Source organism: Enterobacter sp. AG326 (genome assembly GCF_004362415.1).
GTDB lineage: Bacteria > Pseudomonadota > Gammaproteobacteria > Enterobacterales > Enterobacteriaceae > Enterobacter > Enterobacter asburiae.
The window spans coordinates 717,626-743,027 of the sequence record NZ_SNXG01000001.1 but is presented as its reverse complement, the minus strand read 5'-3'; the positions used below and the strand labels follow the sequence as shown (position 1 = coordinate 743,027).

20 protein-coding genes are annotated in these 25,402 nt (G+C 58.6%); 12 read left to right on the top strand and 8 right to left on the bottom strand.

The window, feature by feature from the left end:
• Positions 1-24 precede the first annotated feature (24 nt).
• Positions 25-939 carry a muramoyltetrapeptide carboxypeptidase gene (gene ldcA / locus DFO52_RS03505; protein ID WP_133549340.1) on the bottom strand — a complete coding sequence of 305 codons (915 nt, stop codon included), beginning with the start codon at positions 937-939 and terminating at the stop codon, positions 25-27.
• Positions 940-1,046: 107 nt separating this feature from the next.
• On the opposite strand from ldcA, the gene emtA reads away from it, so the two are divergent.
• Entirely contained in the window at positions 1,047-1,658 is a 612-nt protein-coding gene (gene emtA, locus DFO52_RS03500) for a membrane-bound lytic murein transglycosylase EmtA (RefSeq protein ID WP_023312175.1), read from the top strand.
• A gap of 37 nt (positions 1,659-1,695) precedes the next feature.
• On the opposite strand, the gene DFO52_RS03495 is transcribed toward emtA, so the two are convergent.
• Positions 1,696-2,427, bottom strand: a complete 732-nt coding sequence (locus tag DFO52_RS03495) for a flagellar brake protein (protein WP_109845078.1) — start codon at positions 2,425-2,427, stop codon at positions 1,696-1,698.
• A 208-nt stretch (positions 2,428-2,635) separates the two neighbouring features.
• Between DFO52_RS03495 and DFO52_RS03490 the strand changes: the two genes are divergently transcribed.
• Together DFO52_RS03490 and DFO52_RS03485 are read left to right on the top strand one after the other, a co-directional pair.
• Entirely contained in the window at positions 2,636-2,890 is a 255-nt protein-coding gene (locus DFO52_RS03490) for a GlsB/YeaQ/YmgE family stress response membrane protein (protein ID WP_008502662.1), read from the top strand.
• A gap of 112 nt (positions 2,891-3,002) precedes the next feature.
• Positions 3,003-5,105, top strand: a complete 2,103-nt coding sequence (locus DFO52_RS03485) for a TonB-dependent siderophore receptor (RefSeq protein WP_133549338.1) — start codon at positions 3,003-3,005, stop codon at positions 5,103-5,105.
• A 64-nt stretch (positions 5,106-5,169) separates the two neighbouring features.
• On the opposite strand, the gene DFO52_RS03480 is transcribed toward DFO52_RS03485, so the two are convergent.
• Positions 5,170-6,855: an alpha,alpha-trehalase gene (locus DFO52_RS03480; RefSeq protein ID WP_133549336.1), complete on the bottom strand. Its 1,686-nt coding sequence runs from the start codon at positions 6,853-6,855 to the stop codon at positions 5,170-5,172.
• A gap of 102 nt (positions 6,856-6,957) precedes the next feature.
• Positions 6,958-7,914 (bottom strand): AraC family transcriptional regulator, encoded by a 957-nt coding sequence (locus tag DFO52_RS03475; protein ID WP_029740088.1) that lies wholly within the window; start codon positions 7,912-7,914, stop codon positions 6,958-6,960.
• A 115-nt stretch (positions 7,915-8,029) separates the two neighbouring features.
• Between DFO52_RS03475 and DFO52_RS03470 the strand changes: the two genes are divergently transcribed.
• Positions 8,030-9,217, top strand: a complete 1,188-nt coding sequence (locus DFO52_RS03470) for an MFS transporter (protein WP_047647475.1) — start codon at positions 8,030-8,032, stop codon at positions 9,215-9,217.
• A 41-nt stretch (positions 9,218-9,258) separates the two neighbouring features.
• Here the strand turns inward: DFO52_RS03470 and gap are convergent, their stop codons facing one another.
• Positions 9,259-10,269, bottom strand: a complete 1,011-nt coding sequence (gap, locus tag DFO52_RS03465) for a type I glyceraldehyde-3-phosphate dehydrogenase (protein ID WP_133549334.1) — start codon at positions 10,267-10,269, stop codon at positions 9,259-9,261.
• Positions 10,270-10,347: 78 nt separating this feature from the next.
• The gene (locus tag DFO52_RS03460; RefSeq protein ID WP_054830275.1) at positions 10,348-11,328 is read right to left on the bottom strand and encodes a helix-turn-helix domain-containing protein; all 981 of its coding nucleotides are present in this window, start codon (positions 11,326-11,328) and stop codon (positions 10,348-10,350) included.
• Between the two features lie 149 nt (positions 11,329-11,477).
• Between DFO52_RS03460 and DFO52_RS03455 the strand changes: the two genes are divergently transcribed.
• Positions 11,478-12,449 (top strand): fatty acid desaturase, encoded by a 972-nt coding sequence (locus DFO52_RS03455; protein WP_133549332.1) that lies wholly within the window; start codon positions 11,478-11,480, stop codon positions 12,447-12,449.
• Positions 12,442-13,200, top strand: a complete 759-nt coding sequence (locus DFO52_RS03450; protein WP_133549330.1) for a PhnD/SsuA/transferrin family substrate-binding protein — start codon at positions 12,442-12,444, stop codon at positions 13,198-13,200. The genes DFO52_RS03455 and DFO52_RS03450 overlap by 8 nt, the downstream gene beginning before the upstream one ends.
• Here the strand turns inward: DFO52_RS03450 and DFO52_RS03445 are convergent.
• Complete coding sequence (locus DFO52_RS03445) at positions 13,179-14,075, bottom strand: LysR family transcriptional regulator (protein ID WP_054830277.1); 897 nt, start codon at positions 14,073-14,075, stop codon at positions 13,179-13,181. The two genes, DFO52_RS03450 and DFO52_RS03445, sit on opposite strands and share 22 nt — an antisense overlap.
• Before the next feature lie 22 nt (positions 14,076-14,097).
• Positions 14,098-16,386 (bottom strand): FdhF/YdeP family oxidoreductase, encoded by a 2,289-nt coding sequence (locus DFO52_RS03440; RefSeq protein ID WP_133549328.1) that lies wholly within the window; start codon positions 16,384-16,386, stop codon positions 14,098-14,100.
• Between the two features lie 1,001 nt (positions 16,387-17,387).
• Here DFO52_RS03440 and DFO52_RS03435 point away from each other — a divergent pair.
• The 6 genes from DFO52_RS03435 to tagF are packed head-to-tail and all read left to right on the top strand — an operon-like array spanning position 17,388 to position 25,393.
• Positions 17,388-17,882: a hypothetical protein gene (locus DFO52_RS03435; protein WP_029740098.1), complete on the top strand. Its 495-nt coding sequence runs from the start codon at positions 17,388-17,390 to the stop codon at positions 17,880-17,882.
• Between the two features lie 23 nt (positions 17,883-17,905).
• Positions 17,906-18,409, top strand: a complete 504-nt coding sequence (gene tssJ / locus DFO52_RS03430) for a type VI secretion system lipoprotein TssJ (RefSeq protein WP_023312162.1) — start codon at positions 17,906-17,908, stop codon at positions 18,407-18,409.
• Positions 18,410-18,437: 28 nt separating this feature from the next.
• Positions 18,438-19,781, top strand: coding sequence for a type VI secretion system baseplate subunit TssK (tssK, locus tag DFO52_RS03425; protein ID WP_029740099.1), 1,344 nt, complete (start codon positions 18,438-18,440; stop codon positions 19,779-19,781).
• A gap of 17 nt (positions 19,782-19,798) precedes the next feature.
• Positions 19,799-21,037 (top strand): DotU family type VI secretion system protein, encoded by a 1,239-nt coding sequence (locus DFO52_RS03420; RefSeq protein WP_029740100.1) that lies wholly within the window; start codon positions 19,799-19,801, stop codon positions 21,035-21,037.
• 2 nt (positions 21,038-21,039) lie between these two features.
• Entirely contained in the window at positions 21,040-24,660 is a 3,621-nt protein-coding gene (gene tssM, locus DFO52_RS03415; RefSeq protein ID WP_133549326.1) for a type VI secretion system membrane subunit TssM, read from the top strand.
• A gap of 16 nt (positions 24,661-24,676) precedes the next feature.
• Positions 24,677-25,393 carry a type VI secretion system-associated protein TagF gene (gene tagF / locus DFO52_RS03410; protein ID WP_133549324.1) on the top strand — a complete coding sequence of 239 codons (717 nt, stop codon included), beginning with the start codon at positions 24,677-24,679 and terminating at the stop codon, positions 25,391-25,393.
• Positions 25,394-25,402: the final 9 nt, after the last annotated feature.

The window sequence follows — 25,402 nt, the reverse complement described above, 5'->3', positions numbered from 1 at the left end:
TATTAAGGGGGTATAACGGCTTTTTTATGCCTTTATGACAGGATGACCGCTGATGGTCAGCCGACTGCCGGAATCATTGTGGATCAGGGTGGCGTGCGCCCCCAGCGCCAGGGTCACGGTTTGCTGCTCATGGCCGAAATCGAGACCGGTGATGACCGGAATATCCAGCCGCGAACGAACGAAGTCGACCATGGTCTCCAGGGAGTAGCCCGCGTCATAGTCATTCGGAGCAGAGCCGCTGAAGCTGCCCAGCACAACCGCGGACTGGCGTTCAAGAATACCGGCATGATAAAGCTGCAATAGCATGCGTTCGACGCGGAACGGATGTTCGTTGATATCTTCCAGCACCAGAATGCCGTCCTCGATTTGCGGCATCCACGGCGTGCCGATGAGCGACACCAGCATCGCCAGATTGCCGCCCCAGAGCTGACCTTCACATTCCCAGTGCGGTCCATTGCCTTGCCACTCCACGCTGTAGGTGGAATTGCGCAGCGCGCGCCAGAAATGTTCCACGGTAAACGCATCCAGCTCCGGTGCGCCAAAATTACCGGCCAGCATCGGACCGCTGAAGGTGATGACGTTATGCAGGGCCAGCAGCCCGAGCTGGATGACGGTGAAATCGCTGTGACCGCAGATCAGCAGCGGATCCTGCTGCTGGCGCAGTGCCAGCCCCTGCCAGTCAATGCTCTCCAGCAGCCGGCTCGCACCATATCCGCCGCGTACCGCAAGCACAATCTGGTTTTCGCCCGTCAGGTTCACCAGGCTATTGATATCATTCAGCCTCTGCGCTTCGGTACCGGCAAAACGCTGCTGGCGGCGGGGGATAATCGTCTGATTTTCTACCTGATGGCCAGATTCCAGCAAACGCTGAACGCCCCGCTGCGCCGCGTCCTGGTTAATGCAGTAGCCCGACGGCGCGATAAGATGAAACTGAGACATGGCAATTCCTTGCTGAATGAGAAACTAATTGTCTATATCATGCCGCTTATACGCTGCCTGCTTCAAGTGGCGGCGCACCGCGATGACCGGCTATAAGGATAGATGACGTGAAATTGAGATGGTTTGCTTTTTTGATTGTGTTACTCGCTGGCTGTAGTTCAAAACATGATTATCAAAACCCGCCCTGGAACCCGGAAGTGCCGGTGAAACGGGCCATGCAGTGGATGCCGATCAGTGAGCAAGCCGGGAAGGCCTGGGGCGTCAGCCCGCGTCTCATCACGGCGATCATTGCGGTGGAGTCCGGCGGTAATCCCACGCTTGTCAGCAAATCCAACGCGGTGGGGCTGATGCAGCTTAAAGCGTCAACGGCGGGGAGAGAGGTTTATCGCTACATGGGCTGGAGCGGCCAGCCGTCGACCAGCGAGCTGAAAAACCCGGAACGCAACATTTCAATGGGCACGGCCTATCTGAGCATTATGGAGCATGGCGTGCTGAAGGGGATTAAGGATCCAGAGGTGATGCAGTACGCGCTGGTGGTGTCTTACGTTAACGGTGCCGGCGCGTTGCTCAGAACCTTCTCCTCTGACCGCAAAGAGGCGATAGAAGAGATTAACGACATGGACAAAGACGAATTCTTTGAACATGTGGCGAAAAATCACCCGGCACCACAGGCGCCTCGTTATATCTGGAAAGTACAGAAAGCGATGGATGCCATGTAATGCCGCAGACGGGCGGCGGTCACGCTGCCCGATTTATTCACAGGACTTTATTTGCGCGTTCCCGCGCCTCCCTCTCCAGGGAGTAGATAATACGCTGAAGCTCACGCTCTGCGCCGGGCCCGACGTTCAGGAAACGGAAGCTCAGACGCGGCGTGGTGATGGTTTCATTTTTGCTGTCCACGACGGTGCGGTCGCTGATGGCAATCAGCTGCGCATCGAAATAAAAACGACCCCAGCCCCCCATATCCAGTTCAATTTGCGTAAACCGCATGCCCTCTACCAGCCCGTCAGGTTTCGGCGTATCCATCAGCGCGCCCATGCCGCCCAGCGACAAATCGAAGAGGCGGAAACGGATCTCTTTTTTGTCCGGCATTTTGGCCTTACAAAAATAGGCGGGGTGGAGCGGGGCGCTGATGCGGAAATATTCACGACGCTGAACAAACCAGAGATTGGTCGGAAGCGGGGTAACAAAAGCCGGCAGTCCCTGATATTCGCTCAGTTCCAGGCGCGACAGGACAAACTCTACTTTGGCGCCCTGCGTTTCGGCCATCACCGCGATATTCTCCGCTTTCAGCGCCGCGCGGTTTTCATACTCCTGACTGCCTAAATCAATCACCAGCCGCTCCTGCGAGGCATCAAGGATCTTGCTGATGAACTGATTATTCGACCAGCTGATGCGCAGCGGCACTTCACCTTTTTGCAGGTCGCGTAACACCCCTAATACAGCCAGCGGATTTTGCTTGAGGAACTGCTCACTGTAATGACTCACGCCGGATGGCTCCTTGATAGATGACAGACTGTCTTAGCGTTATCGGCAATCTGCAATGAAACTTAATACAAACCGGTGAGTTTTTTTTGCCTGTTTAAGCAAAGATAAGTCGGTGAGATGAAAATGGTTTTACGGCGATGACCTATACTTAAGTTAGCTGTGCAGAAGGTTTTCTGCGCACGCGTTAAACCTGCAAGAGGGCATCGCTATGGGTATCATCGCCTGGATTATCTTTGGTCTTATTGCTGGCGCTATCGCTAAACTGATCATGCCGGGAAACGATGGCGGCGGCTTTATTTTGACCTGTGTACTCGGGGTCGTTGGTGCGGTTGTGGGCGGCTGGCTGGCGACGATGTTTGGCTTTGGAGGCAACATAAGTGGTTTCGACCTGCACAGTTTTCTGGTCGCTGTCGTGGGTGCCATTGTGGTGCTGGGCATATTCAGGTTACTGCGACGAGCATAAATTGACGTGAACGGCTCTCTGCGGAGGGCCGTTTTTTTGCCGGAGTATTGATTTGTTAATCTAAATGATAATAATTGTCGTTCCGTATTGCATCTAACAACAAGACGACATTATGAATACCTCACGTTTTACGCTTTGCGCCCTGGCAGGGGCCGTCACGCTGGCATTGCAGGTCCCGGCGCTCGCCGAAGAATCCACCATCGTCGTCACAGGTTCAGAGCAGGGCAGCGCGCTGCCGGCCTGGACGAACAGCGCCACGAAATCGGCCGTTGCCGAAAGTAAAACGCCGCAGGTCATCACGACCCTCTCTGCGCCGGAAATTGAAAAGCGTCACGCGAATTCGCTGAATGAAATCCTGCGCTATGCCCCGGGCGTCTCAACCGAGGTGCGGGGCAATACCTCCTACATGAGCGAATATAAAATTCGTGGCTTTACCGTCGACCAGGAGTTCTACAACGGGCTGCAGCTGCCCTATAACGTCACCGGCAATACCAAAGCGCGCATCGATCCGCTGCTGATTGACAGCGTTGATATCCTGAAAGGCCCCTCATCGGTCCTTTACGGCGGCGGTTCGTCGGGCGGGCTGGTGAATATTCAAAGTAAAAAACCGCAGCGGGAAGCCCGAACCGAAATCGGCGTTAACACCGGAAACCGTAATCTGAAAGAGGGCTATCTCGATTCAACCGGGCAGATTGCCGACAGCGACTGGAACTACCGTCTGCTGGGCAAAGCCACGGAAAACGACGATCAGCCGCACACCACCCGGTATGAAAACTACCTGGTTGCTCCGTCCGTCACCTGGCAGCCGGACAGCAAAACCCGCCTTACCCTGGACGCGCTGGCGCAAAACACCCCGAGCCTGACGCCGTCTAACCCGCTGCCGCTCGCCTACCTGCGCTCGAAATATGCGGGCAAGCGCGATTACGCCGGAGACGAGTGGAGCGGGTTTAAGCAGCGTCAGTGGATGCTGGGCTACAGCTTTGAACATGAATTTGACAGCGGCTGGGGCTTTAACCAGAAGGCGCGCTATTTCGACGTCGATACCCACCAGCGCAGCGTCTACGCCACAGGGACGGGAAGCGAGGTGTATCAGCTCAACCGCTTTGCCTACACCACCGATGAAGACCTTAAGAGCTTTAACATCGACAACCAGGTGACTAAAACCGTTGCGCTGGGCGAGTGGAAACACCATCTGCTGGCCGGGTTTGACTATCAGAAGCTGAATTCCCATTTCCACTATCGCTACGCGTCGGCCACGCCGGGTATCGATATGCGGCATCCTGACTATTCGCAGATCCAGGAAAGCGCGCTGGGGCTCTATACCGCCCAGAAAAATCGTCTCAGCTATCAGCAGAACGGCTATTACTTACAGGATCAGGTAGAGTTTGGCGGCCTCAACCTGCTGGGCAGCCTGCGCTACGACGATTACCGCTTCGTCACCACCAACTACCTGCAAAACGGTGATAAAGCCTGGGTATCGCAGGACCGCGTCACCAAGCGCCTGGGCGCGCTTTACGCCTTCGATAACGGGATTTCGCCGTTTATCAGCTATTCAGAAGGTTTTGCGCCGGTGTCACCGCAGGGCACGCTCGTGGCGAAAGACGTCAAGCCGACCACCAGCAGGCAGGTGGAAGGCGGGGTGAAATATCTGCTGGCCGACTACGCCACCACCTTTACCGCTTCGGTGTTTAACATCCGTCAGAAAAATGTCGTCACCTCCGATCCGGGCTTCCTGAACTATCGTCAGACCGGGGAAGTGGAATCCAAAGGGGCAGAGCTCTCCGCCATCAGCCGTCCGACGGACAACCTGACGCTGATTGCCAACTATGCGTACACCCACGCGATCAACCGGGAAGATGACAAGTACAAAGGTAAACGCCCAACGCAGGTCCCGGAGAATGCCTTCAACCTCTGGGGGGATTACACCTTTGATAACACGCCGCTGAAAGGACTGATGCTGGGAGCGGGCGCACGCTACACCGGGCCGATGGAAATCTCTCCGGCAAACGATGCGGGTAAACTGGGCGGCACCACGCAGTACGATCTGGCGGCCTCGTACCGGATGGGCGAAATCCTGCCCTCGCTGGCAGGGCTAACGCTCAAAGCCAGCGCGCAGAACATCACCAATAAAGAGACGCTGACCTGCTACGATGCGACCAACTGCTGGATTGGGCGTGACAGGACGTATCAGCTAGGGGCGAGTTACAGTTTCTAAGTAACTCCCTGTGAGTTCAAAATGTAGGCCGGGTAAGGCGTAGCCGCCACCCGGCAATACACCTTTACTGCGCCGCAGCTTTCACCGGCGCAGCCTCCTCATTCGCCGCAGGCTGATTCTCCGGCACGCTGTCGCACGGTTTTTCTTTCGGGCAGACCCGATCCAGCATCTTCAGCGTCACGCCGTTGCTCCAGCCGAAGCCGTCCTGCAGCGGATACTCGCCGCCGCCGCCGCCCGTACCGGTTGTCGACACGTCATATTTCTCGACCAGTTTCTTTTCGCGGTCGTAAGTATGCTGCACGTTCTTCAGGAAGCGCCAGGTCACGTCCATCGAGACCTTCTCCTGCCCGTAATTCTGCAGTCCTTCCGCGGCCACCCATTGCAGCGGGGCCCAGCCGTTTGGCGCATCCCACTGCTGGCCGCTATTGACCGTGGTGGTCGCAATACCGCCCGGTTTCAACAGGCGCGATGAAGTTGCCGCGGCGACTTTATCGGCCCGATCCTGCGCCGCCGCCTTCACGTAAAGGGGGAACAGGGCTGCCGCCGTGAGCTGATTGCGTACCTTCTTGCTTTTCAGATCGTAATCCGCGTACCAGCCCTCTTTATCATTCCACAGGTGGCTCTCGATGGCTTTCTGACGCGCCGTTGCCAGCGCCTCGTATTTGCTTGCGCCGGCGGCGTCGCCACTCTCCTGGCTTGCCCGCGCCAGCAGTTTTTCCATCTTGAACATCAGGGCGTTCAGGTCCACGGGGACAATGCTGGTGGTCCGGATGGTGCCGAGCTTTTGCGGGTCGTCCATCCAGCGGGAGCTAAAGTCCCAGCCCGAGGCCGCAGCGGAACGCAAATCACGGTAGATCTCGGTCGCAGGCCGGTTAGGGTTACTTTTGGCGGTATTCACGTCGTCAAGCCAGGACTCCGGGCGCGGGGTATCGCGGTCGTCCCAGTAGCGGTTGAGGATAGCGCCGTCGTCCAGCTTCACCACGCGTTTGTTAGCCTGCCCCGGCTGAAGGGCGTCGACGCCGTCCATCCAGTAGGCATACTCTTTCTCCATCTGCGGGCGGTACTTCTTCAGCGCATCGCTGTCGTGGGTCGCCAGCAGTTCAACCATCATTGAGAAAAACGGCGGCTGGGACCGGCTCAGGTAATAGCTGCGGTTGCCGTTGGGAATGTGGCCGAAGGTATCAATCTCATACGCAAAGTTATCCACCATGTCGCTGATTTTGTCCCAGTGATCGCTCTCTGCCAGGCCCAGCATGGTGAAATAGCTGTCCCAGTAGTAGACCTCGCGGAAACGTCCGCCGGGCACAACGTAAGGTTTGGGTAACGGCAGCAGGGAATCCCATTTGTTGCTGGCTTTATCCGTGGTGCGCGTCAGTACGGGCCAGAGATCGTCGATGTGCTCACGTAAACTTTGTCCAGCAGGCGGAACATATTTTTCCCCTTCCGCAGGGAGCGTAAAGTTCATCTCGACAAAGTGGCGTAAGTCAAAGCTGGACTGCGCGTGCTGCATCCGGTAATCCGCCAGAATCATCAGCGGGTCGCTTTTGGGGACGGCATCAGCGAAGGTTTTCTGGTCGGGAAACAGTTTGGCGCTTTGCACATCATTAAACAGCGGGCCCAGCAAAATATCGGGTGAGGCTGTCTGGGCTGCGGGGCTATCGTCGGCATAGCCGAAAGTCGTGACGCCGAGCAGCGCGCCTCCTAACGCAAGGGGTAAGAACGCGGGGCGTAGTGTACGAGGTCTTATCATCAGTTCGTCTCCTGTCTTCACTAAACAGCGTGACCGCTGTTGTCAATCACCTGAAAACCTTAGACGAATATTGCCCGCTTCGCGTTAAATATTGCTTGCCAGTCAGACCTCTTCCGGCGTCTGGCTGGCTTCCCGCAGCGTGCCCGGCGCATGTCCAATGATGCGCTTAAATGCCCGGCTAAACGCCGCCAGAGAGCCGTACCCCAGCCGCAGCGCGACGGTTTCAATCGGCTGATTTTCGTGGCGAATGTACTGGATGGCCAGCCGCATCCTCAGCTCGCTGAGATATTTTGCCGGGGTGGTTCCCGTCGCGGCCAGAAACCGTTCGGCGAACACGGAACGGGACGTGCCCGCTTCTTTTGCCAGATCCGCCACGCTCCAGTTCAGGCCGGGTTGCTGGTGCATAGCGTAAATGGCCCGGCTCAGGCGCGGGTCGCGCAGAACCTGCACCCAGCCGGTGGCTTTACCACAGCCGCCTTCAACCCAGCCGCGCACGATTAACGCCGCCACCACGTCGGCCAGGCGCGCGAGGATCCCGGCGTACCCAGCCTGACGCGCCACGGACTCCCGCTCCATCGCCGCCAGCAGCGGGTGGATCTCCGGCCAGGTGGACATCAGCCGGCTGACCATCATCACTTCCGGCATCGCCTTGATCAGCGGCTGCATCCCGCCCAGCTCAAAATCCATGCACCCGCTAAAGATGATGGTGTTCTCGCTTTCCGGGCAGGGCTCGCAGGTGATGGCGCAGACCGAGCTGCAGATAGGCTCGCTGGGAAAGTCGCTGACCGGGGTAATGGTGGCCCGCTCGTCGGAGAGCAGGGCATGGGAATTGCCGCCTGGAATAAAGAGGGCGTCTCCGCTGCTCAGCTGAAAGGCTGCACCGCTCTCCATTCGCAGCAGGGCGCTGCCGTGGCTCACGAAATGAAACTGCGCTTTGCCGGGGGCGTGATGGAACGCGACGCCAAACGGCGAGCTGGCTTCAATCCGCCGGTATTTCACCCCTGACAGGCGCATGCCGCGTAAAAGTTCGCTGATCAGATCGGGTGACTGTACGGTCATGGCGCAACTCCGGACGAATAATCAATAAGTGGAGATTATATGTCATAGATCGTCCAGGGTGAACCTTCTATGCTTTTGCGACAGTTGTCACATTTTTATAACGGGAGAAAAACAGATGAATTCATGTGTCGCGGCGAGCGAGGCGGTAGCGCCTGCAAAACCCGCCTGGCGGGCCGTCTATTCACTGGGGCTGGGGGTGTTTGGGTTGATTACGGCAGAATTTCTGCCCGCCAGTCTGTTAACGCCGATGGCCGCGAGCCTGGGCGTGAGTGAGGGAATGGCCGGACAGGCCGTCACCGCCACCGCGCTGGTGGCGCTGGTAACCGGACTGCTGATTACGCCGGCGACCAAAAGCATCGACCGCCGCTGGGTGCTGATGTTTTTCTCGGTGCTGCAAATTATCTCCAGCCTGCTGGTAGCCTTTGCGCCGACGCTGCACGTCCTGCTGATGGGGCGCCTGCTGCTGGGTATCGCCATCGGGGGATTCTGGGCGATGTCGACGGCGACGACGATGCGTCTGGTTCCGGCGGATAAAGTGCCGAAGGCGCTGGCGGTGATCTTCTCCAGCGTATCGATTGCCACGGTGGTCGCGGCGCCGCTCGGCAGCTATCTGGGCAGCCTGATCGGCTGGCGCAACGTCTTTGTGCTCTGCATCCTGCCTAGCATGCTGGCGCTGCTGTGGCAGCTCTGGGTCCTGCCGTCCATGAAGCCGGAGAGCAGCGGCAGCCTGAGTACGCTGTTCCGCGTGCTGCGTCGTCCGGGTATGATCGGCGGCATGCTGGCGACCATCCTGATCTTCAGCGGTCATTTCGCCTTCTTTACCTACCTGCGTCCGTTCCTGGAAACGGTGGGGCAGGCGAGCGTTGAGACCATTTCGCTGATCCTGCTGGGTTTTGGGCTCGCCAACTTTGTCGGCACCTCCGTTGCCGGGCATCTGCTGGCGCGTAATCTGCGCCTGACGCTGGCGCTGGTGCCGTTCGCGATGGGCGTTCTCGCGCTCACGATGGTGGCGTTTGGTCATCTGGCGATGCTGGACGGGTTCCTGGTCGCGCTGTGGGGCTTTGCATTTGGTCTGGTTCCGGTGGGCTGGTCAACCTGGCTTGCCACTACCGTTCCGGATGAAGCCGAAAGTGCAGGCGGGCTGCTGGTGGCCTCAATTCAGCTGGCAATCAGTGCCGGTGCGGCCGGGGGCGGCGCGGTATTTGATCTCAACGGCGCCAGCGGCGTATTCGCGGGCAGCGGGCTTCTGCTGGTAACGGCGATGGTGATTGTGTTTATGGGCGTGAAAGTGAAAGCGGAGTGAATTATTTGCCGGGTGAACGCATGCGCCACCCGGCTTCAGGCTTACAGCCCTTTCTTATCCATCCACACCGCCAGATCCACCAGACGGTTAGAGAAGCCCCACTCGTTGTCGTACCACGCCAGGATCTTCACCATATTCCCGCCAATCACCAGCGTGGAAAGCCCGTCGATAATTGAGGAGCGTGGGTCGCCCTGGTAATCGCTGGAGACCAGCGGTTCATCGCTATAGCCCAGAATACCTTTCAGTGGCCCGCTGGCGGCCGCGTTGCGGAACGCGTTATTCACCTCTTCGACGGTTACGTTACGGCTCAGCGTTACCGTTAAATCCACAATCGACACCACCGGCACCGGCACGCGCAGGGAGTACCCGGTCAGTTTACCGTCAAGGGAAGGGATCACTTTCCCCAGCGCTTTCGCCGCGCCGCTGGAGTAAGGCACAATCGACAGCGCCGCCGCGCGCGCGCCGCGCAGATCTTTCTCCGGCTGGTCGTGCAGCGCCTGGCTGTTGGTGTAGGCATGCGTGGTGTTCATCAGGCCATGCTCAATCCCGAACTGCTGATGCAGAACCTGAGCGGCCGGCGCCAGACCGTTCGTGGTGCAACTCCCGTTACTCACCACCGCGTGACGGGCAGGATCGTACTGCTCGTGATTAACCCCCATCACAATCGTCAGGTCGTCGTTCTTCCCGGGGGCGGAAATGATGACGCGCTTAGCGCCGCCGTGGGTAATATGCACCGCCGCTTTTTCCCGCTCGGTAAAGAAGCCGGTGGCCTCAATCACCACGTCAACGCCGACGTCACGCCACGGGATATTCGCCGGATCGCGTTCGCTAAATACGGCGATCCGCTGCCCGTCTACCTGCAGCGCGCCGTCTGCCGCTTCAACGGGCGCGGGCAGCTTGCCCAGAAGGGAATCATGCTTCAGCAGGTGGGCGAGGGTTTTACTGTCCGTCAGATCGTTAATGGCCACAATCTGCAGATCCGGGTTACCCAGCGCCGCGCGCAGGAAATTACGTCCGATACGGCCGAAACCGTTAATACCGACCTTAACCATGGTGCACTCCTTATCTCTGTTGTCTGGAGTCACTGTAGGCGTCGGGCCGGTTGGCGTAAACGACAAAAAAGGATCAGATTACGCCATCTTGCGGCAGTGGAATCGCTGGCGGTACTCGCCGGGCGTGAGGTGAAGCTGTTTCTCAAAGATGCGGCGCAAATTAATGCTGGTGCCAAACCCGCTTTGCTCGGCAACGCGTTCAAGGGAGTCATGGGTCTGCTCAAGCAGCTGTCGGGCCGCGGCCAGACGCGCTTCGGTCACGTAGCGGGCCGGAGAAACGCCCGCGTCGCGGGTAAACACGCGGGTGAAATTACGCGGGCTCATTGCCGCTTTCTCGGCCAGATTTTCCACGCACAGGTCGGCGGTGAGGTTTTGCAGGATCCAGGTTTGCAGCTCGCTTATCGGACCGGATGTGCCGGGCTGCTGCAGGCTGTAGCGGCTGAACTGCAGCTGGCCGCCGGGACGGCGCAGATACATCACCATATCCTGCGCCACGTCGCGGGCGAGGGTAAATCCATAGTCGTCTTCCACCAGCGCCAGGGTCAGATCGAACCCGGAACTCACGCCGCCGGAGGTCCAGATGGGGCCATCCTGAATATACAGCGGACCGCCTTCGACGTGGATAGCCGGATACTGGGTTTGCATCGTCTCCAGCAGCCGCCAGTGGGTGGTCGCGCGGCGACCGTCCAGCAGACCGGTCTGGGCCAGCAGCATCGCGCCGCCGCAGATAGAGGCTACCCGCCGGGCGTGCGGCGCAGCGAGGTGCAGCCAGTCCACCACCGCCGTGCTCTCCTGCTCGTTCATGCCGCGTCCGGTGATGATAATGGTATCCAGCGGTTCACGCGGATCCAGCTCCGGCAGGCGATAGTCCGCCAGCAAATTCAGGCCGGACTGGCCGTGGATCACCTGGTGAGGCTGGGTGGTGGCAATGATAATCCGGTAGCGGGGGTGGGAAAGCCCTTCCGGATGCAGCCGGTTGGCCTGCATCAGAATGTCGGCGATACCGGCGGCTTCAAACAGCATGCCGCCGTCGGGAACAATAATCAGGATTTTCTTCATGTCCTGAAAAGTACCTTTATCACAGAATAAGTCAAGCGACGCGTGCGCTCCACGTTTCTGGCAAAGCAATGCGATTTAAGTTCTTTGTTATTTCAGGCGTTATCCCCGATCGTCAGATAATTATCTCTGGCGAAACGGCGTCTGAAGGAATGAGTCAACGAAGCTCCCTCTATTTACATCCGCAACAACGCGAACAAATCCGCCACCTTGCATCGGGTTTTTTATGGCGAAGCGAACTGCCCACGTGGCTGTTGATTATCACTATTTATGCAGGCTGGTTTGCCACGCTGGCGTTCTGGCAAACGCTCGGCCTGCTGCCCGCCACGCTGCTGCTGATCGGGTTTACCGCCTGGTACATGTCCCTGCAGCATGAGCTGATCCACGGACACCCCACGCGTTTTGCCTGGCTCAACCAGCTGTTTGGCACGCTCCCGCTGGCGGTCTGGTATCCGTATGGCCTGTACCGGGACTCCCATCTTGCCCATCATCGGCACCATAGCCTGACCCATCCGGTGGATGACCCGGAGTCGTACTATTTTACCGACGAGAGCTGGGCGCGCTTTTCTCCGTGGCAGAAACGCGTCATCCGCGCCCGGAATACCTTCGCCGGGCGGCTGATGCTGGCGCCGCTGCTGGATATCCTGCAGACGCTGGGCAGCGCCGTGGCGGCATTTCGTCACCTTCACCTGCGGGCGATGGCGATGTGGCTGGTTCACGTTTTGCTGCTGGTGGCGCTCTTCGCCTGGATGACGCATACCGGTTTTTCACCCGTCTGGTTTGTGCTGGCTGTCAGCTATCCGGCGCTGGCGCTGACCAAGGTCCGATCGTTTTTCGAACATCGCGCGGCGGACGATCCGCTGGCGCGCTCCGTTATTAACGAGGCCGGGTTATTCTGGCGGGTGCTGTTTTTGAATCTCAACTACCATTCAGTCCATCACGATCTGCCGGGCGTTCCCTGGTACGGGCTGAAGACGATCTACCAGCAAAACCGGGAGGCGTACCAGCAGCGAAACCACGGTTTTCTCGTCAGGGGCTATGGTGAATGGCTGCGTCAGTTCTGGGCCAGGCCCGTCGACGTCACCGTTCATCCCGCAAAACAACAGGGGGAAGGGTATGAGTAACCTGCTGGCGTTTCCCATGTATGCCGTGGATCGCGCCGACACCCGCGCGCTCTGGCTGGCGGTAAAGGGGCTGCTGGCCGCGCGCGGTGTGTCCGTCGATCGTGACCCCGGCTGGCCGGAATCTGACCTGCTGACCCACTGGCAACAGCCTGCGCTTATCCTCAGCCAGACCTGCGGTTATCCGCTGGTCACGCAGCTCCCGGACGTGCAGGTGGTCGGCTGTTTTCACTACGCGGCGCCGGGCTGCGAAGGGATCCAGTACCGCAGCTTTCTGGCGGTGCGCGAAGAGGATCGGCACCTGACGCTGGCGGATTTTCGCGGACGCCGGGCGGTCTGTAATTCCCCGGATTCCCAGTCCGGCTACAATGCGCTGCGAAAAATAGTGGCTCCCCTGCTGAGCGGCGGTCCATTTTTCGCGCAAACGTCCTTTAGCGGCAGCCATCGCCAGTCGCTGATTGATGTGAAACGCGGGGCAGGGGATATCGCGGCCATCGACTGCGTAACCTGGGCACTACTGCAGCGCCATGAGCCGGAACGGCTTGCGGGGCTGGCGGTCATTGACCGCACCCCGCTGACGCCGGGACTGCCGCTGATTACCTCGCATAACACCTCACCTGAAACGCTTAACGCCATTCGCGATGCGCTCCGCGAGCTGGTGGATGCACCGGAATACCGGGAGGTGCGCGACGCGGTACTGATCGGCGGTTTTAGCGAGGTGACGCGCGAGGCCTACGCCTCATTGTCCGCGTGATAAATCTCCTGCGCGTCGGTAAAGCAGCGTAGCGCCAGCGAGGAGACGGGCTTCTGTCTGCGCATAATCAGGCCGACGGGGGCCTCAATGTTCGCATCTTTGATGGGGACAATCCTGAAGTTGCTGTTCAGCGCTTCCAGCCCGTTGTTCAGCGGCATGACGGCGCAGCACACGCCGCTCTGAACCGCCTGAATGATCTGGAACGTCGAGTCGCTCTCGAAAACGGACGTCGGTTCGATGCCTGCAGATTTAAAGCTGGCCTCCATATGCGCCCGGTAATGCATCCCTTTGGTCAGGAACCCCAGCGGAAAATCCGTCAGGTCGTGCCACGTCAGCGTTGCCTGGCCGAGCTGGAAATGGCGGACGTCGTGCAGCAGGCCCATCTTCGTTTTTGGCAGCTGGATAATGTCAAACAGGCTGGTGTCGATGCTGTTGAGGTAGCAAATGCCCAGCTCAAGCTGATTGCGGCTGACGCCGTCGGCAATCTGCGCTGAGGACATGGAATAGAGGCTGTAGGTCAGCTCCGGGTATTTTTGCGTCAGCAGACGAATAAAGATCATCGGATCCACGCTCGCTAGCGGCACCATCCCCAGACGTAATTCGCCTACCACCTGGCCTTTACACAGCGCGGCTTCCGCCTGTAGCCCGTCATGCGCGGCAAGCAGGGCGCGGGCCCACGCGAGGATGCGTTCCCCCTCCGGCGTAAACCCTTCAAAGCGCTGCCCGCGCACAATCAGCACCAGCCCCAGCTCCTCTTCCAGGCTGCGGATGCGCATGGAGAGGGTCGGCTGGGTGACGTTGCACTGCGAGGCCGCTTTACCAAAGTGACGGGTCTCGTCGAGCGCGATTAAATATTTTAACTGTTTAATATCCATCATATTCTCTGCGCGAGCAGCCTTACAGCATGCGGATCTCTTTCGAGCGCAGGGTGATGCGAACCGGAACGGATTTATACGACGGCGTACCGCTGTCCTTATCCAGATAATCAAGCGGTACCAGCACGTTGGCCTCCGGGTAATAGGCGCCGACGGTGCCCGGCGCGATGTTATACGCCACCACGGTGATGTCTTTCAGACGCTGAACGCTGCCGGGGAGGGCGGTTTCGATATCCACGCGGTCGCCGTGTTCCAGGCCTGACTGCGCCATATCGTTTTCGTTCATAAACAGCACGTCGCGGCGGCCAAACACGCCGCGGTAGCGGTCGTCCAGGGCGTAAATGGTGGTGTTGTACTGGTCGTGGCTGCGCAGCGTGATCAGGCGCAGAACGTGTTCGCCTTCACCGCTGGCGTTCTCGTGAACGCCGTCGAACACCGAGAACATCGCTTTCCCCGTCGCCGTTGGCCAGATACGCTGCGTTGGCGGCAGCGGCATGCGGAAGCCGCCGGGAACGCGGATCCGCGCGTTGTAGTTCTCAAAGCCCGGAATGGTCTGCTCGATCAGATCGCGGATCCGGTCGTAATCCTCAACCAGCGTCAGCCAGTCCACGCGGGTTTCCGGCAGCGTGGCTTTCGCCATGCCGGCGACGATAGCCGGTTCCGAGAGGAGTAACGGTGAGGCGGGCTTCAGCTTGCCGGATGAAGCATGCACCATCGACATGGAGTCTTCGACGGTAATGGACTGACGGCCGGTGGCCTGGAGATCCAGCTCGGTACGGCCGAGGCACGGAAAAATAAAGGTCTCTTTGCCCACCAGCAGATGAGTGCGGTTGAGCTTGGTGCCGACGTGCACGCTCAAATCCAGGTTACCCATCGCCGGAAAACCCCGCTCGTGATCGGGCATCGCGACGGCAAAATTACCCCCGAGGCAGATGAGCGCCTTCGCGCGACCGTCGATCATCGCCTGCGTGGCCTGCACCGCATCGTGTCCGTGGTGAGACGGCGGCTCAAAGCCGAAAACGTCCTTCAGACGGTTCAGAAAGGCCGGGGTAGGCTTCTCGCTAATCCCGACGGTGCGGTTCCCCTGAACGTTAGAGTGGCCGCGCAGGGGGCAGATACCCGCGCCGGGCTTGCCGATATTCCCGCGCAGCAGCAGCAGGTCAGCGATCAGGCGGACGTTCGCCGTGCCTTTATTGTGCTGGGTAATGCCCATTCCGTAGGTAATGATGGTGGCATTTGATTTCGCATAGGCGTCGGCCACCTTCCCGAGCGCCGCCCGGTTCAGGCCCGACTCGCGCTCGATCTCGTCCCAGCGGGTTTGCGCGATATCGGCGGCGAAGTCATCAATGCCCTGGGTGTGTTCGGCAATAAATGCGCGATCCAGCACGTCACCGCGCTCGGCCTCCATTTCGAGAAGGTGTTTGGCAATGCCTTTCAGCGCGGCGGCATCGCCCCCGGCCTTCACCTGGAAATAGGTCGAGGCGATATCCGTTGAGCCGTAGGTTGCCATTTCAATCACGCTTTGCGGGTCGGCGAAACGTTCGAGGGCGCGCTCGCGCAGCGGGTTAAAGACGATAATCGGCACGTTGCGACGGGCCAGCTCGTGGAGAGTCCCCATCATTCGCGGATGGTTGGTGCCGGGGTTGTGGCCGATGGAGATCACCAGCTCGGTCTTATCGAAGTCGTCCAGCGAGACGGTGCCTTTCCCGATGCCAATCGAGCGCGGCAAACCGACGCTGGTGGCCTCGTGGCACATATTCGAGCAGTCGGGGAAGTTGTTGGTGCCGTATTCGCGAGCGAACAGCTGGAACAGATACGCCGCTTCGTTAGAGGCGCGTCCGGAGGTATAGAACTCGACCTGGTCCGGTTCGAGCCCGCGCAATACTTCGCCGATGCGTTGAAACGCCTCGTCCCAGTCGACGGGCCGGAAGGTATCGCTTGCCCGGTCATAGCGCAGGGGATGCGTCAGTCGACCGTAGCCTTCCAGTTCAAAGTCCGATTTTGCCAGCAGCGAGGAGACGCTGTTTTCGGCCAGAAACGCGGGGGTAACGCGTTTGCTGGTGGCTTCCCAGGTCACGGCTTTGGCGCCGTTCTCACAGAACTGGAATGTCGACTTATGTTCTTTATCGGGCCACGCGCAGCCCGGGCAGTCAAAACCGTCAGGCTGGTTGGTGCGCAGCAGCGTGGCGGGAGCATCAAGGGTATCCATTTGGGTACGTACCGCGATAGCCGTCGCTTTTAACGCGCCCCAGCCTCCGGCAGGACCGTCATAGTGTCTGATACCCGGCACCGAGCGTCTTTTCTTATTCATACCCACTCCTGATTTCTTCGGTCACACAACGTCTGAACCCATAAAAACGCTGCAAAGGACAATAAGTGAAAGCAATGACGACCGGATGGCTATGCGCATGCGGCGTGGAAAAACGCTTTATCTTAAATTCTTTTTATTACAGCGATTTATCAGATCTGATGCTTAAATATTTAAAGAAATTATAACGAAATTTTATCATTTTAATAATAAATCTTATCTATCAAACGGTAGGCAAGATAGATGGGGCGAGCAGGAGAGGATGTAGCAGCAATAAAATTTCGAATGAAGCCTGTGAGCTGCAGCAATAAACACTGTTAGCGGCTGGCGGGTCATCGCAAGCATTTTCGACAGCGAAAATGTCAGGAAGGTTAACTCTGGCTTAATGATTAAAGGATAAAATTCAGGCCTGACCGGGTCATTGTCACAATGCGAAATATAAAGTTATTTTGAGTCGTGAAATTAACGTCGTGCAACATAAGTGAAATAGTCACACTCTCGTTGTCGCATGCATTCAATATTAAAGATACCCTTCTAGTGCAACAAATAATTCAGCGTTCATATATTCTGCTGACCTCACCAATACGCGAATTCTACTAATTATGGTAGTGGCGATAATAGCAGTATTGCGTTAATGAAAGTGGTTCTCTTTTGTGTTTTTTGTATATAAAACATGTTCTTGCGTGACGTTGTGGTGGGGAAATAACAGAGTGTAGGTCATATCGGGTTTTTTCATAGGATTAATCCTATAATTTTCCGACTGCTTCATTTACCAACAGTTACGTAGCGGTAAATATTGAATTGATGCGAAGCTCATGTAAACTTGTTTACCGTTTGTCAAAATATGTCAGGAAGACACTGGGCCTTATTCTGAAGGGCTCGTGCGGTAGCTATGCCCTTAAAATAGTAACGCCCCGAAAATATCCTGGCTATTTTAACAATAGCACTTAAGTCAAACTTCACTCCCTTATCTTCATCATCGAAATATCGCTACGGAAAAGCATATGAAAATGCGCGTACTGTTTTCACTTCTGTTTGTAATGGCGGTGGCGGGCTGTAAAGCGCCGCAGAAACCTGTGATCAACGACGATACGATCGAGACCAGCCAGGTCAACGGCGTGACCTTAACCCACCGTCACGCTGTTACGCCGCCGGCGGAGTTCAACCCGGTCAACGAACCGTATCGCGCCATGTATCCGGCTTCCCTGATGAGCCGTCCTGACTTCGGCGGCAAAGTTATCCGTAATCTCGAGACCGGAAAAACGTACGTGGTGCTGGGGCAGGTTGAACACTACTGGATGGCGCTTGCCGATGAAGGTAACGATCAGCTGATTGGTTACGTCCCGATGCGCGCCGTGATCAAGGCCGACCTGTACGACGCCGCAGTGCGTAAACAGGCTATTCGTCCGAAGGTGCGTAAAAAAGCGACCTGTGTCGATGTCGATGGCAACAGCAAAGCCTGCAAAGACAGCGCTAACGGTACTTGGATCCTGAACTAAACGGCTTTCATGAGCGCATTTTTATGAATAATAAAAATTTTCATAAGCTGTGGTTATTCTTTTACGCGGTGATTTTTGCCCTGGTCAGTGGTTGTACGTCGTCTTCACACAGCGACCCCTCCCGCTACAATCTGCAGTTTCAGGCTCATCCACAAATCAACGAATCTGCGCCGCTTAAGGTCCGGGTGTTGTTGCTGAAATCCGATGCGGATTTCATGTCCAGCGACTTCTACTCCCTGCAGAACAACGCGTCAGCCACGCTTGGCGCGAATCTGCTGAACAGCGACGTGTTCTTCCTGATGCCGGGACAGCTGTCCAAAACCCTCAGCGGGCAAAGCTCTCCGGAGGCCCGCTACATCGGCGTGATGGCGGAGTATCAGATGCTGGATGGCAAAAAATGGCGCGTTTCACTCCCTCTGCCTGTGCCTGGCGAAAATCATATCTACCAGTTCTGGAAATGGTCCGCGGATGAACTTCAGGCCAACGTTTTTCTCGACGTGAACGGCATTCGGGTCATCAGCCAGTAACGCGCTTCAACACAGGAAACACATCATCATGACGAAAGCAGAAAAGGTCGTCTGGACCGAAGGCATGTTCCTGCGTCCACACCATTTTCAGCGGACTGAAAGTTATCTGCTCAACCATGTTCGTGAATGGGGTGCGCTACAGCGGTCATATCTCTGGGGCTTTCTTGACGTTGAACTGGATGAAGCGATGCTTCGTCAGGGATGCATTGCCCTGAGCTACTGCAGTGGTTTGCTGCCGGACGGCACCTTTTTCCAGGTGCGTAACGGGCGCAACGGTCCTGTACCGCTGAAAATTCCTGACAACCTCACCAACGAAAAGGTGGTGCTCGCGCTGCCGGTTCGTCGCGGCGAGCGAGAAGAGGTGATTTTTAGCGAAGAGCCGGCCTCGCTGGCGCGCTTCATCGCTTTCGAGCAAGAGGTGGAAGACGACAACGCCATGTCGGTGGGGGATGCCACCGTCCAGTTTGGCCGTCTGCGTCTGACCCTGATGCTGGAAAAAGACCTCACGGCAGAATGGACCGCCATCGGCGTGGCGTTTGTGACGGAGAAACGTAACGACAACCACGTGCGCCTCGATAACAGCTACATCCCGCCGATGCTCAACGCCAACAACAGCCCGCAGATCTACAGCATGATCAACGATCTGCACGGTCTGCTGGTCCAGCGCAGCCAGCAAATTGGCGGTCGTCTGCGCCAGCCTGGCCGCTTTAACACCTCCGAACTGATTGAGTTCACGCTGCTGTCGCTGGTTAACCGTCATCTGGGCGAGGTTTCTCATTTAAAAACCCTCCCGCTGCTGCATCCGGAAACGCTCTGGCGCAGCTGGCTGCCGTTTGCGACCGAGCTCGCCACCTGGACGTCGCAGCGTACCGCCGAAAGCGTGCTGCCGATTTACGATCATGACGATCTGGCTAACTGCTTCAGCAAACTGATGCTGATGCTGCGTCAGGGGCTGTCGCTGGTGATGGAAGACCACGCGATTCAGCTGCCGCTGAACGAACGCTCTCACGGCCTGAACATCGCTACGGTGCCTGAAACCAGCATGGTGCGCGAGTTCGGCTTCGTGCTGGCGGTAAAAGCCAACGTGCCTGGCGAACACCTGCAAACCCATTTCCCGGCGCAGATGAAGGTCGCGCCGGTGTCGAAAATCCGCGATCTGGTTCAGCTTCAGCTGCCGGGCATTATGCTGCGCGCCATGCCGGTCGCGCCGCCGCAGATCCCGTGGCATGCCGGCTACAGCTACTTTGAACTGGAGAAGGGCAGCGAGCTGTGGCACGAGATGGATAAGTCCGGCGCATTCGCCCTGCATCTTGCAGGGGAATTCCCGGGGCTGGATATGGAGTTTTGGGCCATCCGTAGCCCGACAGAATAATAAAGCGAGCGCTTAATATGCAGGAACGACAGGACACCGGCAGTGATGCCGGGTTTACCGGAGCCAGTAGCAACAACCAGCTGGTGGCGGCCGCCAATCCGCTGCTCAACGCGATTCCGCAGATCCGTCATTCGGTCTCCCATGACGATCAGGTGGCGTTACGCCAGCGCCTGATCGATGAGATTCGCCGTTTCGAAGTCCGCTGCCAGCAGGCGGGGCTGCCCTACGAAGTGATCGTCGGGGCGCGTTACTGCCTGTGTACGGCGCTCGATGAGGCCGCCGCGCTCACCCCCTGGGGCAGCAGCGGCGTCTGGTCAAGCAACGGTCTGCTGGTGACGTTCCATAACGAAACCTGGGGCGGCGAGAAGTTCTTCCAGCTGCTGGCTCGCCTGTCGCAGAACCCGCGCGAGCATATTCTGCTGCTGGAGATGATCAACTACTGTCTGCTGCTGGGCTTCGAAGGACGCTATCGGGTGCTGGATAATGGCCGCACGCAGCTTGAAACCATCAAGCAGCGGCTGTGGCAGATGATCCGTGGCGTGCGCGGCAGCTATCCGCCGCCGCTTTCTCCCCATCCGGAAGATCGTCCGGTGCTGCGCAAGCTCTGGCGGCCGATGGTTCCCCTGTGGGCCTGCGTGGCGCTGGCCGGGTTTATCGCCTGTCTGTTTTATATCGTGCTTAACTGGCGCCTTGGCGATAACACCAACCCGGTGCTGGCGAAGATTTATCAGTCCCAGCTGCCGGAAACCACTATTCAGCAGCCGGCCCGTCAGCTACCGGCGGTGCTGAACCTGCGCGGCTTCCTGAAGCCTGAAATCGAGGCTGGCCTGGTCGCGGTGAAAGACGAAGCGGATCGCAGCGTCGTTATCCTGAAGGGCGACGGGCTGTTTGCCTCTGCCTCTACCGTCGTGCGTGACCGCTATGAACCGGTCATCAACCGCATTGCGCAGGCGATGAATAACGTGAGCGGCAAAATTCTGGTGGTGGGCTACAGCGACAACGTGCCGATCCGCAGCGCGCGCTTTGCCTCTAACTATGAACTCTCTCTGGAACGCGCCCGCTCGGTACAGAAAATGCTGCAGGGAAGCCTCTCTCAGCCTGGCCGCGTGAAAGCGGAAGGGCGGGGCGAGATTAACCCGGTGGCGCCGAACACGACGCCTGAAAACCGCGCCCGTAACCGCCGTGTGGAAATTACTCTGCTGGTGTCGCCTGAAAACACTCAGGCTGAGCTGAACGGATTGCCGCAAGGAAACTAAGGATGCTGACTACACTTCTTTCCATCTTGACCAACCGCATTCTGTGGAGCTTCCTCGGCGTAACGGCGCTTGCGGCGGTGATCTGGATGATTGGTCCCCTGTTGTCCATCGTGGACACCCGACCGCTTGAGTCTGAACAGAACCGTATTATCAGCATTGCCGTGGTCTATCTGCTCTGGGCGCAGGGCCACATTCTGCCGCGCCTGTACAATGCCTGGCTGAACCGCAAGCTGATGGACAAGCTCAAAGAGAACACCGCCAGCCCGGAAGCGGCGGACCCGCAGAAGCGACTGAACAGCGAGGAGCAGATCCTCGCCAGCCGTTTTGATGAAGCCGCGCAGATGCTTAAAAAAGCGCACTTCAGCAAAGCGGGCCAGGGCGCCCAGTGGACGCAGCGCTTCAGCACGCAATATCTCTATCAGCTGCCGTGGTACGTCATTATCGGCGCGCCGGGCTCCGGTAAAACCACGGCGCTGGTTAACTCCGGGCTGCAGTTCCCGCTGGCCGATCGTTTCGGTAAGACCGCGCTGCGGGGCATTGGCGGCACGCGTAACTGCGACTGGTGGTTCACCAATGAGGCGGTGCTGCTGGACACGGCGGGCCGCTATACCACCCAGGAGAGCGAGCAGGTGCAGGACGCCGGCGAATGGCTGGAGTTCATGGGGTTACTGCGTAAGTATCGCCGCCGCCAGCCGATCAACGGCGTCATCATCACCATCAGCATTTCTGACCTGCTCACCCAGTCCGCCGAGGCGTCCCGCCAGCAGGCGGTGAACCTGCGCCAGCGTCTTTCCGAGCTGCATGAACAGCTGGGTATCCGCTTCCCGGTGTACGTGATGGTGACCAAGGCCGACCTGCTTAAAGGCTTCCGCGCCTGGTTTGCCGACTACGATAAAGCGCAGCGCGACCAGATCTGGGGCTTCACGCTGCCGTGGGAGCAAACCAAACACGCCGATTACGACCTGATGGGCAACTTCCAGCAGGAGTTTTCTCTGCTGCAGCAGCGCCTCGATGCCGGGCTGCCGGAAACCATGCTGAAAGAGCATGACGCGAAAACCCGCGCAGAAGCGTATCTCTTCCCGCAGGAGTTCGCCGCGCTGCGTCCGCTGCTGGCGGACTACCTGAGCACGGTCTTCGCCCGCTCCAACTTCGAAACCGAGTTCTCTCCGCGCGGGATCTACTTCGCCAGCGGGACGCAGGAAGGCATGCCGTTCGACCGCGTGATGGGCGAACTGAACCGCGCGCTGTCGCTGCCGGAAGGGGGAGAGGCGGATAACTGGGATTCGGTCAGTAAAGAAGCGCCTATCCCGGGGGCAAAAGGTCAGAGTTTCTTCATTAAGAACCTCCTGCAAAACGTCATCTTCCAGGAAGCCGGGATCGCGGGCGAAAACCGCTGGTGGGAGCTGCGCAACCGGGCGGTGATCTGGTCCGGCTACGCGGCGCTGCTGGCCCTGCTGGCGATCCTCGGCGGTCTGTGGCTGACCAGCTATGCCAAAAACAAGGCCTATCTGGAAGAGGTGGATGCGAAGGTGCCGCTGCTGGACCAGCAGAGCAAGGCGTTACAGAACCAGACCCAGCGTGACCTGTTCGATCTGCTGCCGCTGCTGAACGGTCTGGTTGACCTGCCGAAAAGCGACGACTTTGATGTCAACGATCCGCCCGTATCCCGACGTATGGGTCTCTATCGCGGGGATGACGTCAGCGATGCCGCGCAGTCTCTGTACCAGAAAGCGCTAGATCAGATGCTGTTGCCTGCCGTCGCCATGCACATCACCACCTGGCTTCGCAACGACAACGGCAGCGACGTGGAATACAGCTATGAAGCGCTGAAAGCCTATCAGATGCTGTATCAGCCGAAGCACTACGACGGTAAATTCCTGCATTCGTGGGTGATGCTCAACCTGCAGCGAAATCTGCCGCAGAACGTCACGAAGGCGCAGCTGCAGCAGCTTGAATGGCACCTGACGCAGCTGCTGGAACCGAAAATTCAGGCCTCGCCGTACGCGCAGGATGAATCCCTGGTTGCCCGCGAAAGAGCGATGATCGGCCAGCAGCCGCTCTCCACGCGCGTATACGGCCGCCTCAAACGCCTGCTGGAACACGATGACAACCTCAAGCCGGTCTCCCTTTCCGACCTGGGCGGACCGCAGAGCGAGCTGGTGTTTTCACGCAAAAGCGGGAAGCCGGTGAGCGAAGGCGTGCCGGGTCTGTATACGCCGGACGGCTACTGGAAAAGCTTTAACGGCCAGATTGACAGCGTAACCACCGCCCTGCACGAGGACGACGCCTGGGTGCTGGGGGCCGCCACGGCGAAGGAGGATAAACAGCAGATCGATAACGCCGTGCGCCAGCTCTACATGCGCGATTTTATCGCGAACTGGGATCGCTTCCTCGCCGACATCCAGCTCAATAACAGCGCCGATCTTTCCCAGCGCATCAACACCGCGCGCCTGCTCTCCGGCGCAAACTCGCCGCTGCGCCGTCTGGTGCAGAACCTGAGCCAGGTCCTGACGCTGTCACGCAATGCGCCAGCGCCGGAAGATGCGGATAAAGCGCAGGCGCAGAGCAACCGCGCCACCCGCACGCTGGAAGCGCTATTCAGCAACAATGACGCTGCGCCGACCCAGGCCGCCGTGGTCACCCAGGCGCCGGAACAGCTGGTCACCGACCACTACGCGCCGATGATTGAGCTGGCGCAGCCGCTGGAGAAGGGCGGGAAGACCATCGTGTTTGATGATTTTCTCAAGCAGGTGGATGAGCTCTATCGCTACCTGACCGCCGTCCAGGACGCGGCCAACAGCGGCATGCCTGCACCGGGCGGCGAGGCGATCAGCCGTCTGCAGGCCAGCGCCGGTCGCCTGCCGGGCGGGCTGCAAACCATGTTCAGCAATATGGCGGTGGGTGCCAGCAGCGATACCCAGCGCCGCGACCTCGAAAACGTGCGTAAGCGGATTAACGTTGAGGTGGGCGGATTCTGCCGTCAGGCGATCGCCGGTCGCTACCCGCTGGTACGCAGCGCCAGCACCGAGGTCACCCCTGACGATCTCGCGCGCATGTTTGCGCCGGGAACCGGGCTGATGGACGCTTTCTTCCGCGACAATCTGACCAATAAAGTGGATACCACGCAGGCAAACTGGCGCTTTATGCCGGGCATCGACGGTAAAACGCTGCCGGGAAGCGAAGGGCTGCTGAGACCGTTCCAGCAGGCCCAGTCGATTCGCGACGCTTTCTTTGCTAATGGCGCCACGACGCCGTCCTTCAAGGTGACGGTTCGCACCGTGCGAATGGATAACACCATTCTGAACCTGACGCTGGATGTTGACGGCCAGCTGCTGCGCTACAGCCACGGTCCGCAGGCCGTGCAGATCATGAACTGGCCGGGGCCGGGCGGCACCAACCAGGTACGCATGCAGCTGGGGCTGGCTAACGGCAGCACGGCGACGCTGGTCACCAACGGCGCCTGGGCGCTCAACCGCTTCTTCGATAAAGCGAGCACCAGCCCGGGCGCGGGTAGCCTGAGCCGTCAGGCCACCTTCAGCGTCGACGGACATCAGGTCACGCTGGAGTTTGCGCCTAACAGCATTCGTAACCCGTTCCAGCTTCCCCGTTTCTCATGCCCATAACCGCAAGGACAGCCGTATGACGAATACCCCTGCGATGAACCGCTACAGCTGGTATGGCAAGTTACCCAGCGCCGGAGATTTTTTGCAGCGTCGCTTTCCTGACACTTTACAGCGCCAGTGGTCACACTGGTTCCAGGTCGGTCTGCTGGCCTGGCAGCAGGAAGAGCAGCGCAGCGGCGAGCGCCAGTTCCAAAAAGCGCCAGTCTGGAATTTTGTGGTACCGCCCATGCTGGGCAGCCAGATGATCCAGATGGGCTGTCTGCTGCCCGGCCGCGACAGCGTTGGCCGCCAGTATCCGGTTTGCCTTCAGCTGAGCTTCGCCCCGTCAGAGTGGTCGACCAGCCTGCTCAGCCAGGCCGAAAGCTGGTACCAGCAGATTGGGCGCCTGGGGCTGCACGCGGTGCGCAACAATTTTTCCGCCTCGCAGCTGGATGAGATGCTGATGACCATCCCGGCACCGCAGCCCGTCGAGCCGCAAAAGCGTTCCGACATCCTTGATGTGATTGGCTATGACGAGGACGGCCAGAGCACGCTGGGCTGGCCGCAGGCGGCCGAGTGTTTTGATCCGCTGCGTCAGACCAGCTACTGGTGGACCAACCGCTGTGACGGCTACCCGCTGTACACCCACGTGCACAGCGGTAACTTTACCGGGCAGCTTTTCACCCTGCTGTTCGACCCGGCAGGGGGCGCCCGTCCGGGGCGTCACGGTCTTTATCCGCCCATGTTTGAATAAGCAGGGATC